Origin of the sequence: Phytoactinopolyspora halophila (genome assembly GCF_003287285.1) — a bacterium.
GTDB classification, from domain to species: Bacteria; Actinomycetota; Actinomycetes; order Jiangellales; family Jiangellaceae; genus Phytoactinopolyspora_A; species Phytoactinopolyspora_A halophila.
Map to the genome: position 1 here is coordinate 246,515 of NZ_QMIG01000004.1, position 17,397 is coordinate 263,911.

Here is a 17,397-nt window from a genome sequence, read left to right on the forward strand (position 1 = left end):
CGGTTCCGTGTCACATTCCCGTGTCAGATCCACGCGTCAGAACGTCACCCCGACACGTCCAGACCGTGCCGTCGCACCGGCGACGGCTCCGACACCGCGTCACGGCCTGGACGGCCTGGACGGCCTGGACGGCCTGGACGGCCTGAACGTTCTGGACGTCGCACCGGCATCGGCGCCGCACCCATAGCTTCGGCGAGCCGCTCCAGCCACCCGGCAAGGCGGCGTATCCGCTGTGCCCAGACCAGACGTGCCACGGCCTGGTCATGCACGGTCTCCCTCCGCAGCAGTTCACAGGGGCTTCCGAATGATCATGTTTGGTACGTTTCCTCGAGCCGTGACACGGCTGTAGACGTGTCACGGCCCGAGGAATCCCGGTACGGCGAACTCTCCCGCCTCGTCGCCGGACGCTCAGCCGTCACCAGAAGCCATGCCGTCGCCGGGCAACTGCGTTGCCACCGACAGTCACGTCGCCGCCGGAAGCTGCGTCGTCGTCGGGCATGGTGAAGCTGATCCCGTTAACTCCCCTCCGTTGATTCCCCGAGTCCGCGGATCCCCAGCCCGCTCCCGAACACAGCTCCCGAATGCGGCACAGGCCTTTTCACGCTCGCCGCTACTCTCGATTCGAGGCTGATCTCAATAACAGACAGTGACTGGCCGCCGACACAGGAATGACGCTGTACGAGGCGTTGCCGTAACAGGACTTCTCGGGCGGTGACACGTCTACAGCCGTGTCACGGCTCGAGGAAACGTACCAAACATGATCATTCGGAAGCGGCGGAGAGCTAGCGGATGACGCGGCCGCCGAGGAGGACTCGCACCGGGTCCAACAATGTGCCCGGATCGGTGCGTGGGTCCGCAGCATAGACGCACAGGTCAGCGGCCGACCCTTCCTCGAGTTTGCCCTGCCCGCCCAGCAGGTAGGCGCGCGCACCCCACGACGCGGCGGCAACGGCGTCGGCCGTAGGAATCCCGGCCTCGACGAACTCCAGAACCTCGCGGGCGATCAATCCATGCGGCATGTAGCCACCGGCGTCGGTGCCCGCGAAGACCGGCACCCCGGCCTCGAACGCGGTGCGCACGGTCTCGTACCGGCGCTCGTACAGTGCCCGCATGTGCGCCGCGTACGCCGGGAATTTGCTGCTGCCCTGTTCGGCAAAGCTCGGGAAGTTCGCGATGTTGACCAGCGTCGGCACCATCGACACTCCACGCTCGGCCATGACGGCGATCAGATCGTCGGACAGGCCAGTACCGTGCTCGATGCCGTCGATTCCCGCCCCCAGCAGGTCGGGTAGCGCCTCCCCGCCGAACACGTGCGCCGTGACCCGGGCGCCCATTTCGTGTGCGCGGGCGATCGCGGCGTCCAGCGCTTCCCGTGGCCAGCACGGCCCGAGGTCGCCTCGTTCCCGGTCGATCCAGTCGCCGACCAGCTTCACCCACCCGTCGCCACGCCTGGCCTCCTGCTCCACGTAGGGGACCAGCTCCTCCGGCTCGATCTCCCACCCGTAGTTGCGCAGGTAGCGCTTGGTCCGCGCGATGTGCCGACCGGCCCGGATGATCCGCGGCAGCTCCTCGCGTTCGTCCATCCAGCGGGTGTCGGCGGGCGAGCCGGCGTCGCGAAGCAGCAGGGTTCCGGCGTCGCGGTCGGCGAGTGCCTGCTCCTCGGCGACGTCGTCCGGCACGGCGCCTTGCGACGAGAGGCCGACGTGACAGTGCAGGTCGACCAATCCCGGCAGGATCCAGCCGGTTCCGACGGTGTGCGCACCGGGAATCGGCTCGAAGGTGAGCTGGCCGTCACGAATCCAGATGTCGCGATGCTCGGCCTCGGGCAGGACCACTCCCCGTACGTGCAGTGGCTCGCCGGGCCGTGTCATGTCAGCGGTTCTTGTTGAGGAACTCGGCGATGTCTCCGGGGATCTCGACGTCGCCGTTGTCAGATCCACCGGATCCGCCGCCGTCTGTGCCGCCTTGACCGCCGAACGCCGACGGGAGCTGGCCCGCGCCGGTGCCTTGCGAGCGCCGTTCCTCGGCAGCGGCGATCTGCTCGGCACGCTTGGCGGGGTTACCCGAACGCGCGCCCCGCTGCTTCTTGCCCTTCTTGGACTGCTTTGGCTGCTTGCCCTTGCTCTTCTTGCCACCGCCGGGCATGCCGCCACCGGGCATTCCGGGCATGCCTCCGCCCATACCGGGCAGGCCGCCCATCTTGCCCTGTGCCGCCTGGCTCATCATGTCCCGGGCCATGAAGAACCGCTCGACGAGCTGGTTTACCTCGCTGACCTGCGTACCCGAACCACGAGCGATCCGGGCGCGGCGGGACCCGTTGATAATCTTGGGGTTCTCACGCTCGGCCGGCGTCATCGAGAAGATCATCGCCTGGACGCGATCGAGCTCCTTGTCGTCGAAATCCTCGAGCGCATCGCGCATCTGGCCGGCGCCAGGCAGCATCCCGAGCAGGCTCTTCAGCGAGCCCATCTTCTTGACCGCCTGCATCTGTTCCAGGAAATCGTCGAAGGTGAACTGCTTGCCGCCCTTGTCGGAGAGCTTGCGGGCGAACTTCTCCGCCTGCGACGCGTCGAACGCCTTCTCGGCCTGCTCGATCAGGGTGAGCATGTCGCCCATGTCGAGGATGCGCGAGGCCATCCGCTCCGGGTGGAAGACGTCGAAGTCGCCGATCTTCTCCCCGGCCGAGGCGAACATCACCGGGCGGCCCGTGACCGACGCGACGGACAGCGCGGCACCGCCGCGGGCGTCGCCGTCGAGTTTGGTCAGCACCACGCCGTCGAATCCGACCCCGTCGAGGAAGGAGTTCGCCGTGCTCAACGCGTCCTGTCCGGTCATCGCGTCCACGACGAAGAGCGTCTCGTCGGGATTCACGGCGGCACGGATGTCCGCGGCCTGCTGCATCATCTCCTCGTCGACGCCGAGCCGGCCCGCGGTATCGACGACGACGACGTCGTGCAGCTTGGTGCGCGCGTGGTCGATACTGGACCGCGCCACCTCTACCGGATCCCCGACGCCGTTGCCCGGCTCTGGTGCGTAAACCGCGACGCCAGCCTGCTCGCCCACAACTTGCAGCTGGTTGACCGCGTTGGGCCGCTGCAAGTCGGCAGCCACGAGCAACGGCTGCTTGCCCTGCTCCTTCAGCCAGCGGGCCAGCTTCCCGGCGAGGGATGTCTTCCCCGTGCCTTGCAGTCCGGCCAGCATGATGACGGTCGGTGGCTGCTTGGCGAAGCGGATCCGGCGGGTCTCGCCCCCGAGGATCTCGACGAGCTCCTCGTTGACGATCTTGACAACCTGCTGGGCAGGGTTGAGCGCCTGGGACACCTCGGCGCCACGCGCACGTTCCTTGACCGCCGCGATGAAGTCCTTCACGACGGGCAGGGCCACGTCGGCCTCGAGCAGGGCGACGCGAATCTCGCGCGCGGTGGCGTCGATGTCCTCCTCGGACAGGCGACCCTTTCCGCGCAGCGTCTTGAAAGTCGCAGCTAGTCGGTCAGAGAGAGTGCCGAACACGTTGACGTGATCCTCAGGTTTCTCGAGAAAAGCGGGTCTGTGGCAAGGATAACCCACTCGCGGGCGCACAACCGAGCGCCCGCGAGCGGCTTTGCACGAACCTGACGATGTCGTCAAGCAACTGGCGAGAGTGCAGCGGTGTCCCGTCCACTAACGCCAACGGCAGAGCGCCGCCTCAGGGTCGTTGCTGTACCCGCGGTAGCCGGGCAGTAGCTGGGCCGTCACCGGATTCGCTGATGGCGGCCGCCAGGAGCGGGATCGGGCCGTGCCCCGCGCCAGATAGGTGCCGACCTCATCGGCGCGCTGAGGGGCGGCGTCGGCAGCGTCGATCGTGTTCATTTGCGTGCCCGGCGGCCACCGTGTCCCGGATGTCTGCCAACGTCTCGTTCGCGGCTCAGTCCAGCTGGGTGAAGTTGACGTCTCCCACCCGAAGCCGGAACCCGACTCCATCGTCGATCGTCCCGCTCGAGCTGTACACGGGCTCGTCATCTTCCTCGCTTTCAACGGGCGGGAAGAAGCCATCGTCGATGCGGAATGGGGACTCGTTGATGATCTGCTCGTAAAGCTCCTCCCCGAGCTCGACGTTCCGCTCGGGCCAGGTCTGCACCTCCGACCACGGATACTCTGGATCGGTGAACATCGTGTCGCGTTCGGCGATGAGATCAGCGCACTCGTCAAACGTGTCCTCGGTGATACGAAGGTCGGGGATGGTGCCATTCGAGTCGGGCGTGGCATTCTTGCCCAGCGACAGCGTCAACTCGCCGTGCCGGCTGCCGCCGCCCTCGTCGTCGCTGAGTTTCCCGCTCACCACCACCGGGACGTCCCACCGGAAGGCGAACGTCGGAGTCTGCGGAGAGAATTCGGGACATTCGACGGTGTAGCTCGAGTCGTGCCCGGTCAGTTGCATGCCGCCGAATCCGGAAACCTCGTTGTGCTCGTCGATGACCAGCAAGCCCCCGATGAGCACCGTGTACGAATCGAGATAATCCCAACCGGTCCGGACGCTGTCGCCCGGGTAGGAGTCGTCATGGTCGAGAAAGTTCTCCGGGTCAGGAACGAAGGCGCGTCCGGCCTTGACCCAGACGTCGGAATCCTCCGGAAAGTACAGCCCGACGCTGAACGGGATCCACTCCCTGCCGGTGGTGAGATCGATGATCTCGTCCTCCGGAGGGACAATGTCCAGCTGGTGCATCAGCGCGCCCGGAAGGATGCGGCCGTTTTCGTCGGTGGCGTATTTCAGGTAGTTACGCAGTTCCGCGGGTGTGAAGTCCGGGTTCTCCGCGAGCAGGGCGGCGATCAACCCGGAGATGAGGGGCGCCGCGAGTGACGTGCCGGAAACGATGGCATAGCCCTCCGGCGAAGCGGCGGTCCGTAGTTTGTCCGCCGGGGCCAGCACGTCGATGTAGTTCTTGTCCGGTGAGCACTGGTATTCGCCGCCACCGCGGGTGGTGCCTCCCACGGCGATCACCGTCGGGGCCGCGGCTGGCCAGTTGTCCTTGTTCCGGCCGCTCGCACTGGCGGGGCACTCGTCCTCGCTCCCGCCGTCGTTGCCGGCTGAGGCGACGACGAAGACGCCTTGTTCTTCGGCGTAGTCGAGGGCCGGCTGCAGAACCTCGTCCGGGCAGCCCTGGCCGATCCTCCCGCGCAGGTTGCACCACGCCGCTTGGCTGATGTTGATCACGTCGGCGCCGTCGTCGACAGCCTGCACGATGGCCTCCGTGAAATGCTCCAGCGTGCCGGAAGACTCACCCTCTTCGTTGCGGACGTCGTACGCGCGGATCGTGGCACCGATGGCGATGCCCGGGACGAGGCCGTTATGCTCGCCGACGATCATGGACGTGACCGCTGTCGCGTGGTCGCCGGGAGCGTCGTCGCGGCCTGGCTCGACGACGTTCGTCTCCGTCACGTCCGCTCGGGCGATGCTGGAGTGGGAGGGGTAGATGCCGTCGTCGATGACAGCGACGGTGACACCGGATCCGCGCGGATCTTCCGGAAGTCCGCCGTAGTTCAGCGCCTCTTGCTGCCACGTGGCCATACCCGCCGGAAAATCCGGGCTGCCCGCGCCCTGGGCCCCATCCTGGGCCTCGTCCCCGGTCGGCTCGTCCCCAACCGGCTCGTCCCCTTGGTCGCTCCCCGCCTGCTGGCTTACGGGTGCGGCGATACTCACGCCTACGACGTCGTCTTGTTCCTCGAGCTCGGCGACCCGCGCTTCCACGTCGTCGCCGGCGGGCACGGATTCGGTGTCGAACGTGGGCTTGCCGTCCTCGTCGATCCGGGCGACGACCAGCTCGACGGGCTCGTCATCGGGGAGCTCGGTGGGTGCGGGTTCGGGCGGATCGGGCCAGGACGGAACGTCGACGGTTTGCGACGGCTCGGAGACATACTCCCCGGCGACCGACGCGACCGTGAACGACGACGCGCCCGCGACACTGAGCCGGTCCAGGGCGACCTCGCACGTGTCGTCGACGCACTCCGCCGGCTCGATCCGAATCGGTTCGGTGTCGTCGCCGAAGTCGAGCAAGTACGCTTCCGCGTCGGCGACGACGTCGAACGTCACCTTGAGATGAGGGGCGTCGTCTTCGCCGGTGACAGACGCGTCGATCGCGTCTGGCGCCTCCGGCCCATCATCCGACTGTACGTCGCCATCGTCACCGGTGCACGCCGTCACCATGAGCAGGGCAGCACCCACCGCTGCACACTGTAAGATAAATGAGTTCCCCTGGCGCACGCTCACATCGTCCGACGCTATCAACGTCCGGCGTATACATAGCACATGGCGCACATGGGCGCTGACGCCGCACCGATTTGGGAGACACGCTCTAGACGCGGGGGGCCATCGCCGACCAGGATGATCTGTGCCCCGACGCGGAGGAATCCCTCATGGCCATACTGACCGACCTCGTCGACGCCATCACCACGGGGCGTGTCGAGGTGATCGATCTGACCGCACCGTTGCGGTCGAGCACGCCCGTGCTCGTCCTACCGGAGCAGTTCAATCAGACGGCGACGTTCCAGCTCGAAGAGCTCAGCCGCTACGACGAGCGCGGGCCGGCCTGGTACTGGAACAATTTCCGCACCGGCGAGCACACCGGTACGCACCTCGATGCTCCGAACCACTGGATCACCGGCCGTGACGGCGACGACGTCTCACGGCTGCCGCTGACCCGGCTGGTGGCGCCGGCCGCCGTCGTTGACCTCAGCGAGCAGGCACGGGCCGATCCGGACTTCCTGATCGAAGTCGACCACATCCGTGCCTGGGAGGCCGAGCACGGCCAGCTACCCGACGGGTGCTGGCTGCTCCTCCGCACCGGGTGGGACGCGCGCAGCCACGACCAGGACGAATTCCTGAACGCCGACGACACCGGCCCGCACACGCCCGGTGTCAGCGCCGAGTGTGCGAAGTGGCTCGCGGACGAGGCTCCCATCGTCGGGCTGGGGGTCGAGACCGTCGGCACCGATGCCGGAGCCGCCCACTCGTTCGATCCGCCTTTCCCGTGTCACGCGTACCTGATGGGTGCGGACAAGTACGGGCTCACCCAGCTGCAGAACGTGGCGCATTTGCCGGCCACCGGCGCCGTCGTGATCGCCGCGCCGCTGCCCATCGTCGGCGGTTCCGGGAGTCCTGCCCGCGTCCTGGCCCTCGTCGAGCGCCCGCCCGGCTGACCCTCCGACCCTCCAGCTGATCATGAACACTTTACCCCTCTCTGAGAGCGCAAAGTGTTCATGATCAGCCGGTAGAGGGGAGCTGAGGGGACGCTCCAGATCTCGGTGGGAGGATCGAGCCATGAACGTCGCGGAATCGATCGGTCAGAGCCTGGCAGAGCTGGGCCTCACCCGGGTCTTCGGGGTGGTCGGCAGCGGGAACTTCCACGTCACCAACGCCCTCGTGGCCTCCGGGGCTCGCTACGTGGCCGCCCGGCACGAGTGCGGCGCGACGACCATGGCCGATGCCTATGCCCGCATGAGCGGCCAGGTCGCGGCGGTGACGCTTCACCAGGGATGCGGCCTGACCAATGCGATGACCGGCATCACCGAGGCCGCCAAGAGCCGCACTCCGCTCCTGATCCTGGCGGCGGAGGCGACGAATCGGCAGTCCAACTTCTTCGTCGACCAGCACTCCCTGGCCACCGCCGTCGGCGCGCACAGCCTCCGGCTCGGATCACCGGAGACGGCGGTGGCCGACGCCATTCACGCCTACGAACTCGCCCGTGACCAGCACCGGACCGTCGTACTCAATCTTCCGCTCGACGTTCAGAATGCCCCGGCGCCCGGCGCCGACGAGCTCGGCGACGGCCACGGCCACGGCCACGGCCACGGCCACGGCGCGAATGTATCGGCCGCAGTGACAACCACGTCCGCCGCTCGCGCCGGATCGCCGACGTCGAGCGAGTCCGCAGCGAGCCCGCCCGATGTCACGGCGCTGGCCGACCTCTTGGCCGCGGCTCAGCGTCCGGTGATCATCGCGGGGCGCGGAGCCCGGCATGCGCGCGCCGAGTTGCTCGACCTCGCCGAAGCCTGCGGCGCGCTTCTCGCCACCTCTGCCGTCGCCAGAGGAATGTTCGCGGGCAGCCCATGGTCGCTCGACGTCTCCGGCGGTTTCGCCACCCCGACCGTGGCGGAACTCGTGAGCGACGCCGACGTCATCGCCGCGTTCGGCTGCTCGTTGAACATGTGGACGACGCGGCACGGCACCCTGTTCGGCCCGGATACGGCCGTGGCGCAGGTCGATATCGATCCCGGCGCCATCGGCCGGCACCACCCGGTCGGTCACCGGCTCGTCGGCGACGCCGCCCGGATCGCCGAGGCAACGGCGCGGCAGTTGTGGGACCGTTCGGACGTCACCCGCGGCTACCGCAGCGAGGACGTCCAGCACCGCCTGCAGCAGGGATTGCGCTGGCGCGATGTCCCGTACGAGGACTGGAGCAGCGGCAGCGCAGAGAACGCCCGCATCGACCCGCGCACGCTGACGATCGCCCTGGACGACCTGCTCCCCGCGCAGCGGGTGGTCTCCGTGGACTCCGGGAACTTCATGGGCTATCCGAGCATGTATCTGGCCGTGCCCGACGAGTACGGCTTCTGCTTCACGCAGGCATTCCAGTCCGTGGGCCTCGGGCTCGCCACGGCCATCGGGGCCGCGCTTGCCCAGCCCGACCGGTTGCCCGTCGCCGCGCTGGGTGACGGTGGCGCCCTCATGGCGGCCGCGGAGTTCGAGACGGTGCACCGCCTGGGCCTGCCCATGCTCGCCATCGTTTACAACGACGACGCGTACGGCGCCGAGGTTCATCACTTCGCCGGCGGGGAGCCGTTGGACACGATCACCTTTCCGGAGACGGATATCGCCGCTGTCGCGGCGGGATACGGCTGGCAGGCGGCGACGGTTCGGCACCGGGCCGACCTCGAATCCGTCCGCACCTGGCTGGAAGGGCCGCCCCGGCAGCCGTTGCTCCTCGACGCGAAGGTGGCGTCCCCACGTGGCGCGTGGTGGCTTGAGGAGGCGTTCCGCGGCCATTGACCGGCTCACGACGACACCACCGCGACCAGCTATGTGACCGGCCCCGTACCCGCACAGTTGCAGGGACGGTCAGGCGCGCGCAGCGCGCACGCAGGCCGCCATCAGCCGGGGAAGGTCGGCTGTGGACACGAGTGCGGCCAGCTCGTCCGCCGAGGTGGGAAGGCCCGCCTTCTCCGCGCCCTGCAGGGCGCGCTTGTCCACGTACGGCGCCACGTCGGGCCAGACACCTTGGACCTCGCGACAGAAGATGGCCGCACCCGTGGGCCCGATTCCGGGAAATTCCTGGAGTTTGCGCTCCAGCCCGGGCACGCCGTCGGCGCCGTCGTGTAACCGGCGCAGGTCGCCGCCGTAGCGGTCGACTAACAGCTGTGCACCGTCTCCCAGCATCGTCGCGGTGCGTTCGTCGTACCGCCGGTAGTGCCCCCGCCCCAGAGCGTCAACGCGGTCTTGCCAGCTAGCGTCGAGCATCGCCTGTGGTGTGCGATACCCCGACGCGGAGAGTTCGCGCGCAGCGGCGACCGCGATGTCCGCACTGATCCGGGCAGAGAGCAGCAACGACAGGACGAGTAGGCGATACAGCGGCGACGGCTTGTTCGCCAGGGTGATCCCCGCCTGCTCGGCGAAGGTCTGCCCGTGGCGGTGCAGAACCGCCGCCACCTGTTCATCCGTCGAGCTCATTACCTCGAGTCGTCACGTTTGAACGCGCCCTTGGCTTCCTCGGCGGCTTCCTTGGCCTTCTCTCCGGCCTTCTTCAACTTGGCCTTGGTCTGTTCGGTCATGCCCTCGGCCTGCGCCTGCTCGTTGTCGGCGACCTCACCGGCCTTCTCCTTGGCCTTGCCGGCAGCTTCCTCGGCCTTGTGCTTCATCTTGTCCTCATCCGTCATCAGGGTATCCTCCATATCGCCTCGGATTTCTCTTCACTGGCGACCATGCTGATACCCACGTCGGGCCGGGTTACACGACGCCCGGGTCACGTGACGCCGAGAACGGATGTCATGGCACCCGCCGGCGACGGGCGCCGGTAAGGCCGGAACAGGTGGATGAACGCGTACGTCACTCGAGGAGGCCGTCGACGAACTCTTCCGCGTCGAACGGCGCGAGGTCGTCGGCGCCCTCACCCAGACCCACCATCTTGACCGGAACGCCGAGCTCGCGCTGGACCGCGACGACGATTCCCCCTTTCGCGGTGCCGTCGAGCTTGGTCAACACGATGCCGGTCACGTCTACGACCTCGCCGAACACCCGGGCCTGGGCCATCCCGTTCTGTCCCGTCGTGGCGTCGAGCACCAGGAGCACCTCATCCACAGGGCCGTGCCGCTCGATTACGCGCTTGATCTTGCCGAGCTCGTCCATGAGATTGGCCTTGGTCTGCAGGCGCCCGGCCGTGTCCACGAGCACGACATCGGCTTCCGATTCGATGCCGGTCTTGACCGCGTCGAAGGCGACGCTGGCGGGATCGGCGCCCTCGTCCCCTCGCACCGTCGGCACCCCGACTCGTTCCCCCCACGTGGTCAGCTGGTCGACCGCGGCCGCCCGGAACGTGTCCGCGGCCGCCAGCACGACGTCGCGATCCTCGGCGACGAGGACCCGCGCGAGCTTGCCGACCGTCGTCGTCTTCCCGGTGCCGTTGACTCCGACCACGAGCACCACGGCCGGGCGGTTCTCGGAGACATGCCGATCGGTTCGGACCCGCCGGTCCATGTCGGCGCCGACGAGCGCGACCAACTCCTCACGCAGGATGCTGCGCGCCTGTTCCGCGTCGGCCAGGCTTTCCACCCGCGCACGCGTACGCAGGCGCTCAACGAGCTCCTGGGTGGGTTCCACTCCCAGATCGGCGGAGAGCAGGGTGTCCTCGATCTCCTCCCACGTGTCGTCGTCAAGCCGATCGCGCGACAGCAACGACAGCAGTCCACGGCCAAGGGTGGACTGGGACTTGGCCAGCCGGCTTCGCAGCCGGACCAGCCGGCCCTCGGCGGGCTCGGGCCGCTCGACCGGCACGGAGACCATCTCGTCGAGAACGGCGTCGTCGATGTCGGTATCGGGGAGCGGCACATCCGAGACCGAACGGCGGCGCTGCTCGACGGGCGGCGTGGTGTCGTCGTCGACACCCGGCGAGTGGTCGACACCTGGCCGCCCCGTCGTATCGGTTTCCGACTGATCCTGCCGCCGTCCAGGGACGACCAGGAAGACGGCGACGCCGACGAGCAGGACAGTGACAACCACACCTATGACCACGTACTCCACGGCTGTCTATCCTCCCACGGATCACGACGCCGCTGAACCGGCGCCCGTACCGGGCGGGCGGGTCTTCATTCGTCCCCGACGGGCGACAAGCTCACATGGAGGTCATCCGGTGCCGCGGCCTCAGGTCGACATGGTGGCTGTCGATGGCTCACGCAGTTCCTCCGCCCGTAATGCCGGCGTCGGCCGTTCCAGCCGTGCCGCCACACCACGCCGCACGCGGCACATGCCGCGACCGGCTGCGATCCGGCTCGCATCGGCACGGGCACGCAGGAATGATCGGTTCCGTCGGATCCATCGGCGACCGCGCGATGAGCGGCTCGTCTCGTGCGCCATCCCGGCAACGATCAGAACGCTACTGGCGACCAGCACGCTCACCAGCATGGCGACGGCAATCGCGGTCATGTGAACCCCCTTGCATCACATTGGTCACATGAATCACATGAGTCCCTACAGTTTACGCACGTTTCGGGTTTTCCGGAATTCGCGACCGCACCACCGGCGTGTCACACGCGGGTAACAGCGTGCTGTCAGCGCCGTGTGCGTGCACTGACAGCGATACCCATCAGGATGAGTTCTATCGAGACCTGACGACCGAAACGGGAACAGCCGAACCGCGAGGAGCCTGATATGCCATCCGACCCTTCCGATCTCGCCATCAAAGCTGAAGGGCTGGTCAAGCACTTCGGCGAAACGACGGCCCTGGACGGGGTCGATCTCGCCGTGCCGACCGGCACCGTCCTGGGTGTGCTGGGCCCGAACGGCGCCGGAAAGACCACCGCCGTTCGCATCCTCGGTACCCTGCTCAAACCCGACGCCGGACACGCCACTGTCGGCGGCTACGACGTGCTACGCCAAGCTCACCAGGTACGCCAGCTCATCGGCCTGACCGGGCAGTACGCCGCCGTCGACGAGAAGCTGACCGGCGCCGAGAACCTCCTGCTCATCGGCCGGCTGCTGGGACTGAGCCGGGCAGAATCCAAGCAGCGGGCCCGGCAGTTGCTGGCCGACTTCAGCCTCACCAACGCTGGCAACCGCGCCACCGAAACCTACTCCGGCGGGATGCGCAGGCGCCTGGACCTCGCGGCGAGCCTGGTCGGCCGGCCCCGGATGCTCTACCTCGACGAGCCGACCACCGGGCTCGATCCCCGGGCGCGGGCAGAGTTGTGGGCGCTCATTCGCAGCCTCGTCGAGCGCGGTGTCACCGTGCTGCTCACCACCCAGTACCTGGAAGAGGCCGACGAGCTCGCCGACGAGATCGCGGTGATCGACAAGGGGCGGGTGATCGCCAACGGATCTCCGGAGCAGCTCAAGGCCACGACCGGAACGCAGCTGCTCGCCGTGCGGCCTCAGGATCCCGCGATGCTGGGCACGGTCGTATCGGTGGTCGGTGAGCTTGCCCGGACGGCTCCCGACGTCGACGGTCAGCTGGTCACCGCGCCGCTCTCGGACCCGGCCGTGCTGCCCACCGTCGTACGCCGTCTCGACGACGCCGGTGTCGTCGTCACCGAACTGACCCTGCGCAAGTCGAGCCTCGACGAGGTCTTCCTGTCCCTGACCGGCGAGCCCGCCGAGCACGACGACGCCCAATACGCCGAAGGGATACCCGCATGACCACGACGATGACCGTAGCCCCGTCCGAACCGGATGTGGAACCCGAACACCGCGAGCTCGAACCACGGGTGGGCTTGACGACCGGAATCCGGCAGAGCTTCACGCTGGCCTGGCGGACCGTCGTCCAGGTGCGGCACAACCCGTGGGAACTCGGTGACTTCAGCATCCAGCCGATCATGTTCGTCCTGATGTTCACGTTCATGTTCGGCGGCGCCATCGCCGGCGACTGGCAGAGCTACCTCACGTACATGCTGCCGGGCATGATCGTGATGAACATGCTGTTCGTGACGCTCTACGTCGGCCAGGGACTCAACACCGATCTGACGAAGGGCGTGTTCGACCGGCTTCGTTCGCTTCCCATCGCGCGATGGTCCCCGCTCGCGGGACGTATCCTCGCCGATCAGGTCAAGCAGGCGTGGTCGATCGTTCTGGTGCTGGCCGTCGGGATGATCCTGGGCTTCCGGCTCGGCAATGGTGTGACCGGCTTGCTCGGTGCCGTCGCCTTGCTCCTCGTATTCGCCCTGGCCTTCTCCTGGGTGAGCGTCGTGGTCGGCCTCATCGCCAAGGATCCGGAACGCGTGCAGATTTACGGGATGACGGTGCTCTTTCCCGTGACCTTCGTGAGCAACGTTTTTGTCCCCGTGGACACGCTTCCCGACTGGCTGCAAACGGTGGTCGACGCGAACCCGGTCTCCACCATCGCCGACGCGGTACGCAGCCTGCTACTGACCAATCCCGACGGCGCCGCGATCGGCCAGACGCTGGTAGCGGCCGCGGTGATCGTCGCCGTGTTCGCGCCCCTGTCGGTCTTGGTCTTCAAGCGCCGCCTCTAACCCGGCCCCCAGACCCGCTGATCATGAACACTAGTCGGCCTATGGGCGGCTAGTGTTCATGATCACGGGTTGGTGGGGATGGTTGGTGGGGGTGGTCAGCGGGAGGTGAGAGGGAGGCGCAGGTGGGCCAGCGCCTCGTCGCGGCTCATGCCGGTGCCGTGCGCGTACACCTCCTCGAAGCCCTCATCACCCAGCGCCTGCCGGGCCTTGCGCTCGGCTTCGGCACGTTCGGCACTGCCCAGGTCGGTCATGCCGCGCAACGACGCGCTGATACCCAGCAACCGGGCGGTCTCCGCGTACTCGTGACGGGAAGCGGCCAGCGAGGCCCGGACATCCGCCAGCGTGGCCATGTTCGGCAGGTCCGGCATGTCGCCCCAGTGCACGCCCGACGATCCCGCGAAGCTCAAGGCGAATGCCTCGTCCAACAGCGCCGCTGCCGCATCGAGGTCACCGGCCGCGATCTCCACATGGGCTTGATCCGCCGCCACCAACGGTTCCGAGGGCTCATGGCCGTAGAGCGACGATCGGGCCTGGTGCAGCTCCGCGCGCGCCGCGTCGAGATCACCTTCCCGATATGCCAGCCAGCCCCTGCTGACATGAGCCATCGCGCGGGCTTCCGGCGTCCCCAAGCGGTACGCCTCGCTCATCGCGAAGTCGCTCGAACGCCGGGCCGCCGCGTGATCACCGAGCTCGGTCTGCTGCCGGCTCAAACTGGCCAGCACCGATGGCGCATCGTCCATCGTGCCGAGCTCGCACATCAAGCGCAGCGCCTCTTGCAGGGCGCGCATGGCCCCGGCATGATCACCACGCTGGGCAAGCGAGTTGGCGCGCGTCCCGAGCATGAATGAGATGCCCAGCCGGTCTCCGATGTCCATGAACTCGGCCATCGCGGCATCCGTATGGTGATCGCGACTCTTGATATCCCCTTCCCCGCTGGTCACGAGCATGCTCAGGCAATGCCCCATACCGCGAATCCACGGGTCCGGACTCCGTGTCGCAGCCGTCAACGCACCTCGCGCCTGCCGTCGTCCGTCGACGAGTGCGGCCCATATCGCGTCGACGAGCGTGTGGAACGGGAAGTCTTTCTCGGGCTCCGTACGCCGGCAGACCATGCGAGCGCGCGCGAGCTCGCGGATGCCGAGGTCCGTCCTCGTCCCCTCCCCGAAGCAGTTGATGGCCACGTAGAAGTGCACTAGTGCACGCCGGGCCAGCGGATTCGGATCGGGCAGGGACAGGGTTTCCCACAGCCACGGGCCGCCTTCCTGGCGGCCACCGCGCGACATCCAGTAATAGCCGAGGACGGACGCGATGCGCACTGCCAGCTCGGTGTCGGCATCCTGTATGGCCCGGCGCAATGCGCCGAGGATGTTGTCGTAGTCGGCGCCCAGGCGGACCATCCAGGCGACCTGCTCCCGGCGGCGCAAGAACGGTTCGGCACGTTCGGCCAGGTCCCGGAAGTACCGGCCGTGCGCCGCAGCGATCTGCTCCTCCTCGCCGGCGTCGACCAGCTGCTCCCCGGCATAGGCCCGCACCGTCTCCAGCAACCGGTAGCGCACGTCACCGTCGGGAACGTCGCATGGGCACGCTTCCACGAGCGACTTGTCGATGAGCGACGCGACCGTGTCGAGCACGTCGCGCACCTCCAGCTCGTCACCGCCGCACACCTGCTCCACGGCGTCCAGCGAGGCACCCCCGGAGAAGACGGCCATCCGGCGAAGGAGGATCCGTTCCGGCTTCTCCAGCAGCTCCCAGCTCCACTCGACCACCGCACGCAGGGTCTGCTGGCGAGCCAGCGCCATGCGGCCACCGTTGGTCAGGAGCCGGAAGCGGTCGTCGAGACGGGCCGCGATCTGCGCCGGGGACAGCGCGCGCACCCGCGCCGCCGCGAGCTCGATCGCCAGGGGCATGCCGTCGAGCCGGCGACACGTCTCGACGACGGGCGCCACGGTGTTCCCGTCCAGCTCGAAGTCCGGGCGGACTGCGGCGGCGCGGTCGGCGAAGAGCCGGATCGCCGCGTAGGTGGCGGCCTCTTCCGGAGTGGGCGATTCGTCCTCGCACGGCAGCGCCAACGGACCCACCGGGTGCAGTTGCTCACCATCGATGCTCAGGGCTTCCCGGCTCGTCGTGACCACACGCAGCTGATGGCACGCGCCGAGGAGCGCGTCGACGAATTCGGCGACGGCCGCGACGAGATGTTCGCAGTTGTCCAGAACCAGGACCGCACGTTTGGTAGCGAGCGCCTCGATGAGCCGCGCCAGCGCGTCACGTGCCAGCGGGAACCGATCCCGGATTCCGTCGACGCCGCCGGATACCGACTCACCGAGCCCGAGCACGGTCAAGACCGCAGGTGCGACGTCCAGGGCGTCGCCGACGGAGGCGAGCTCGACGAACCAGACGCCATCGACACAGACCGGAGATCTGCTCCCCACCAGCCGCTGTGCAGACTCGATGGCCAGCCTCGTCTTGCCGGCACCTCCCGGGCCGTGCAAGGTGACGAGCCGGGCCTCCTCGACGGCGTCGACCAGGTCCTCGATGTCGCTGTCCCGGCCGACGAAGCTGGTCCGTCGTGACGGCAGGTTCGAGCCGACGGGCTGCGGTGACGGCAGGCCGGGCGACGCCGGCGGCGACGTGTGCGCCGCCGACGGTGTACCCGGCGCCGTGAGCCCGCTCGTCAGGCCAGTGCCCGGATCCGGGGCCGTATCGCTCATCGGCGGGGCAGCCGACTCCGGGGCAGCAGCCGTCGCCCCGGCTGCGCGTGTCGAGCGCGTATCGGCGAGCTCGCCCCGCAACGCGGCGAGGTGGATCTCCCGCAGTTCCCGCGACGGGTCGATCCCCAGCTCGTCAGCAAGCTGCTGCCGGGTCCGCTCATAGACGGTCAGGGCTTCGGCCTGCCGGCCCGAACCTGCCAACGCCCTGATCAGCAACCCGCAGATCCGCTCCCGCAGCGGATACGTGCTGGCGAGCGCCTCGAGCTCGCCCACCACGTCAGCGTGGCGGCCGAGTTCGAGGGCCGCCTCGTGGCGGTCCTCGGCCGCTGACAGTCGCAGCTCGTCCAGCCGGCTGGCCGCCGGAACGGCGAACGGCGCCTGCCCGAGATCGGCGAGGACCGGTCCCCGCCACAACTCCAGCGCCTGCGTGAGACGTGCGTGTGCTGCCGTGGCGTCGCCATGCCGCAGCGCCTCGCGACCCTCCGACACGAGCCGTTCGAACCGGTGCGCGTCGACGTCGTCCTCGTCCAGCGCCAGGAGATATCCGGCGGGGTGAGACTCGACGACGATGGGAGTCGCGGCGGAGGCGTTTCCCGGCCCTGCGGACGGCGCGGACGTCGGGAACCCGTCGCGCAGGGATCGGCGCAGCCGCGACACGATCGACTGCAGGGCGTTCGTCGCACCGGCAGGCGGGCTGGCCTCCCAGAGCGCGTCAACCAGCGTGTCTACGGTGACCACTCGCCCCGGTTCCAGCGCCAGCCGGGCAAGGAGGGCTCGAGGCCGGCCTCCGGCGATCTCGGCCGACCGTCCGTGGCCATCCCACACCTGCAACGGGCCAAGAATTCCGATGCGCACTCCACCAGCTTTACACGCCACCGCCCCATTCCCGTGATCATGTGCATGAGTCGACCACATAGGCGGGCTCAAGCGGTGCTTGCAACGTTCATGCTTAGTGGTGGAGGTGGGCGTTGATGGCGTC

At 68.0% G+C, this 17,397-nt stretch carries 12 protein-coding genes; 4 read left to right on the top strand and 8 right to left on the bottom strand.

Features of this window, described 5'->3' with window-relative positions:
• Positions 1–782: 782 nt before the first annotated feature.
• From DPM12_RS07675 to DPM12_RS07690, 3 genes are all read right to left on the bottom strand, one after another.
• Positions 783–1,871 carry an amidohydrolase family protein gene (locus DPM12_RS07675; protein ID WP_112257692.1) on the bottom strand — a complete coding sequence of 363 codons (1,089 nt, stop codon included), beginning with the start codon at positions 1,869–1,871 and terminating at the stop codon, positions 783–785.
• Between the two features lies 1 nt (position 1,872).
• Positions 1,873–3,510, bottom strand: coding sequence for a signal recognition particle protein (ffh, locus tag DPM12_RS07680; protein WP_112257693.1), 1,638 nt, complete (start codon positions 3,508–3,510; stop codon positions 1,873–1,875).
• Positions 3,511–3,904: 394 nt separating this feature from the next.
• Complete coding sequence (locus tag DPM12_RS07690; protein WP_112257695.1) at positions 3,905–6,199, bottom strand: S8 family peptidase; 2,295 nt, start codon at positions 6,197–6,199, stop codon at positions 3,905–3,907.
• Positions 6,200–6,390: 191 nt separating this feature from the next.
• On the opposite strand from DPM12_RS07690, the gene DPM12_RS07695 reads away from it, so the two are divergent.
• Both DPM12_RS07695 and DPM12_RS07700 read left to right on the top strand, forming a co-directional pair.
• Positions 6,391–7,173 carry a cyclase family protein gene (locus tag DPM12_RS07695; protein ID WP_112257696.1) on the top strand — a complete coding sequence of 261 codons (783 nt, stop codon included), beginning with the start codon at positions 6,391–6,393 and terminating at the stop codon, positions 7,171–7,173.
• A 121-nt stretch (positions 7,174–7,294) separates the two neighbouring features.
• A complete protein-coding gene (locus DPM12_RS07700) occupies positions 7,295–9,022 on the top strand; it encodes a thiamine pyrophosphate-binding protein (protein ID WP_112257697.1) in 1,728 nt (575 codons plus the stop codon).
• 69 nt (positions 9,023–9,091) lie between these two features.
• On the opposite strand, the gene DPM12_RS07705 is transcribed toward DPM12_RS07700, so the two are convergent.
• The 4 genes from DPM12_RS07705 to DPM12_RS07720 all read right to left on the bottom strand — a co-directional run bounded on the left by DPM12_RS07705 (position 9,092) and on the right by DPM12_RS07720 (position 11,668).
• The gene (locus tag DPM12_RS07705) at positions 9,092–9,700 is read right to left on the bottom strand and encodes an HhH-GDP family DNA glycosylase (protein WP_112257698.1); all 609 of its coding nucleotides are present in this window, start codon (positions 9,698–9,700) and stop codon (positions 9,092–9,094) included.
• Positions 9,700–9,906: a CsbD family protein gene (locus tag DPM12_RS07710; RefSeq protein WP_112257699.1), complete on the bottom strand. Its 207-nt coding sequence runs from the start codon at positions 9,904–9,906 to the stop codon at positions 9,700–9,702. The genes DPM12_RS07705 and DPM12_RS07710 overlap by 1 nt, the downstream gene beginning before the upstream one ends.
• Before the next feature lie 169 nt (positions 9,907–10,075).
• A complete protein-coding gene (ftsY, locus tag DPM12_RS07715) occupies positions 10,076–11,266 on the bottom strand; it encodes a signal recognition particle-docking protein FtsY (RefSeq protein WP_112257700.1) in 1,191 nt (396 codons plus the stop codon).
• Between the two features lie 120 nt (positions 11,267–11,386).
• Positions 11,387–11,668 (bottom strand): hypothetical protein, encoded by a 282-nt coding sequence (locus DPM12_RS07720; protein ID WP_112257701.1) that lies wholly within the window; start codon positions 11,666–11,668, stop codon positions 11,387–11,389.
• Between the two features lie 225 nt (positions 11,669–11,893).
• Here DPM12_RS07720 and DPM12_RS07725 point away from each other — a divergent pair, with 225 nt between their 5' ends.
• Both DPM12_RS07725 and DPM12_RS07730 read left to right on the top strand, forming a co-directional pair.
• Positions 11,894–12,877: an ATP-binding cassette domain-containing protein gene (locus DPM12_RS07725; RefSeq protein ID WP_112257702.1), complete on the top strand. Its 984-nt coding sequence runs from the start codon at positions 11,894–11,896 to the stop codon at positions 12,875–12,877.
• Positions 12,874–13,710, top strand: coding sequence for an ABC transporter permease (locus DPM12_RS07730; RefSeq protein ID WP_211658604.1), 837 nt, complete (start codon positions 12,874–12,876; stop codon positions 13,708–13,710). The genes DPM12_RS07725 and DPM12_RS07730 overlap by 4 nt, the downstream gene beginning before the upstream one ends.
• A gap of 95 nt (positions 13,711–13,805) precedes the next feature.
• Here DPM12_RS07730 and DPM12_RS07735 read toward each other — a convergent pair whose 3' ends face one another.
• Positions 13,806–17,273: an AfsR/SARP family transcriptional regulator gene (locus DPM12_RS07735; RefSeq protein ID WP_158542815.1), complete on the bottom strand. Its 3,468-nt coding sequence runs from the start codon at positions 17,271–17,273 to the stop codon at positions 13,806–13,808.
• Between the last annotated feature and the right edge of the window lie 124 nt (positions 17,274–17,397).

Bases quoted from the DNA above. Each gene is read 5' to 3' on its own strand.
- DPM12_RS07725 (WP_112257702.1), top strand. From the start codon at position 11,894: ATGCCATCCGACCCTTCCGATCTCGCCATCAAAGCTGAAGGGCTGGTC.
- DPM12_RS07695 (WP_112257696.1), top strand. From the start codon at position 6,391: ATGGCCATACTGACCGACCTCGTCGACGCCATCACCACGGGGCGTGTC.
- DPM12_RS07730 (WP_211658604.1), top strand. From the start codon at position 12,874: ATGACCACGACGATGACCGTAGCCCCGTCCGAACCGGATGTGGAACCC.
- DPM12_RS07710 (WP_112257699.1), bottom strand. From the start codon at position 9,906: ATGACGGATGAGGACAAGATGAAGCACAAGGCCGAGGAAGCTGCCGGC.
- DPM12_RS07720 (WP_112257701.1), bottom strand. From the start codon at position 11,668: ATGACCGCGATTGCCGTCGCCATGCTGGTGAGCGTGCTGGTCGCCAGT.
- DPM12_RS07705 (WP_112257698.1), bottom strand. From the start codon at position 9,700: ATGAGCTCGACGGATGAACAGGTGGCGGCGGTTCTGCACCGCCACGGG.
- DPM12_RS07700 (WP_112257697.1), top strand. From the start codon at position 7,295: ATGAACGTCGCGGAATCGATCGGTCAGAGCCTGGCAGAGCTGGGCCTC.
- DPM12_RS07675 (WP_112257692.1), bottom strand. From the start codon at position 1,871: ATGACACGGCCCGGCGAGCCACTGCACGTACGGGGAGTGGTCCTGCCC.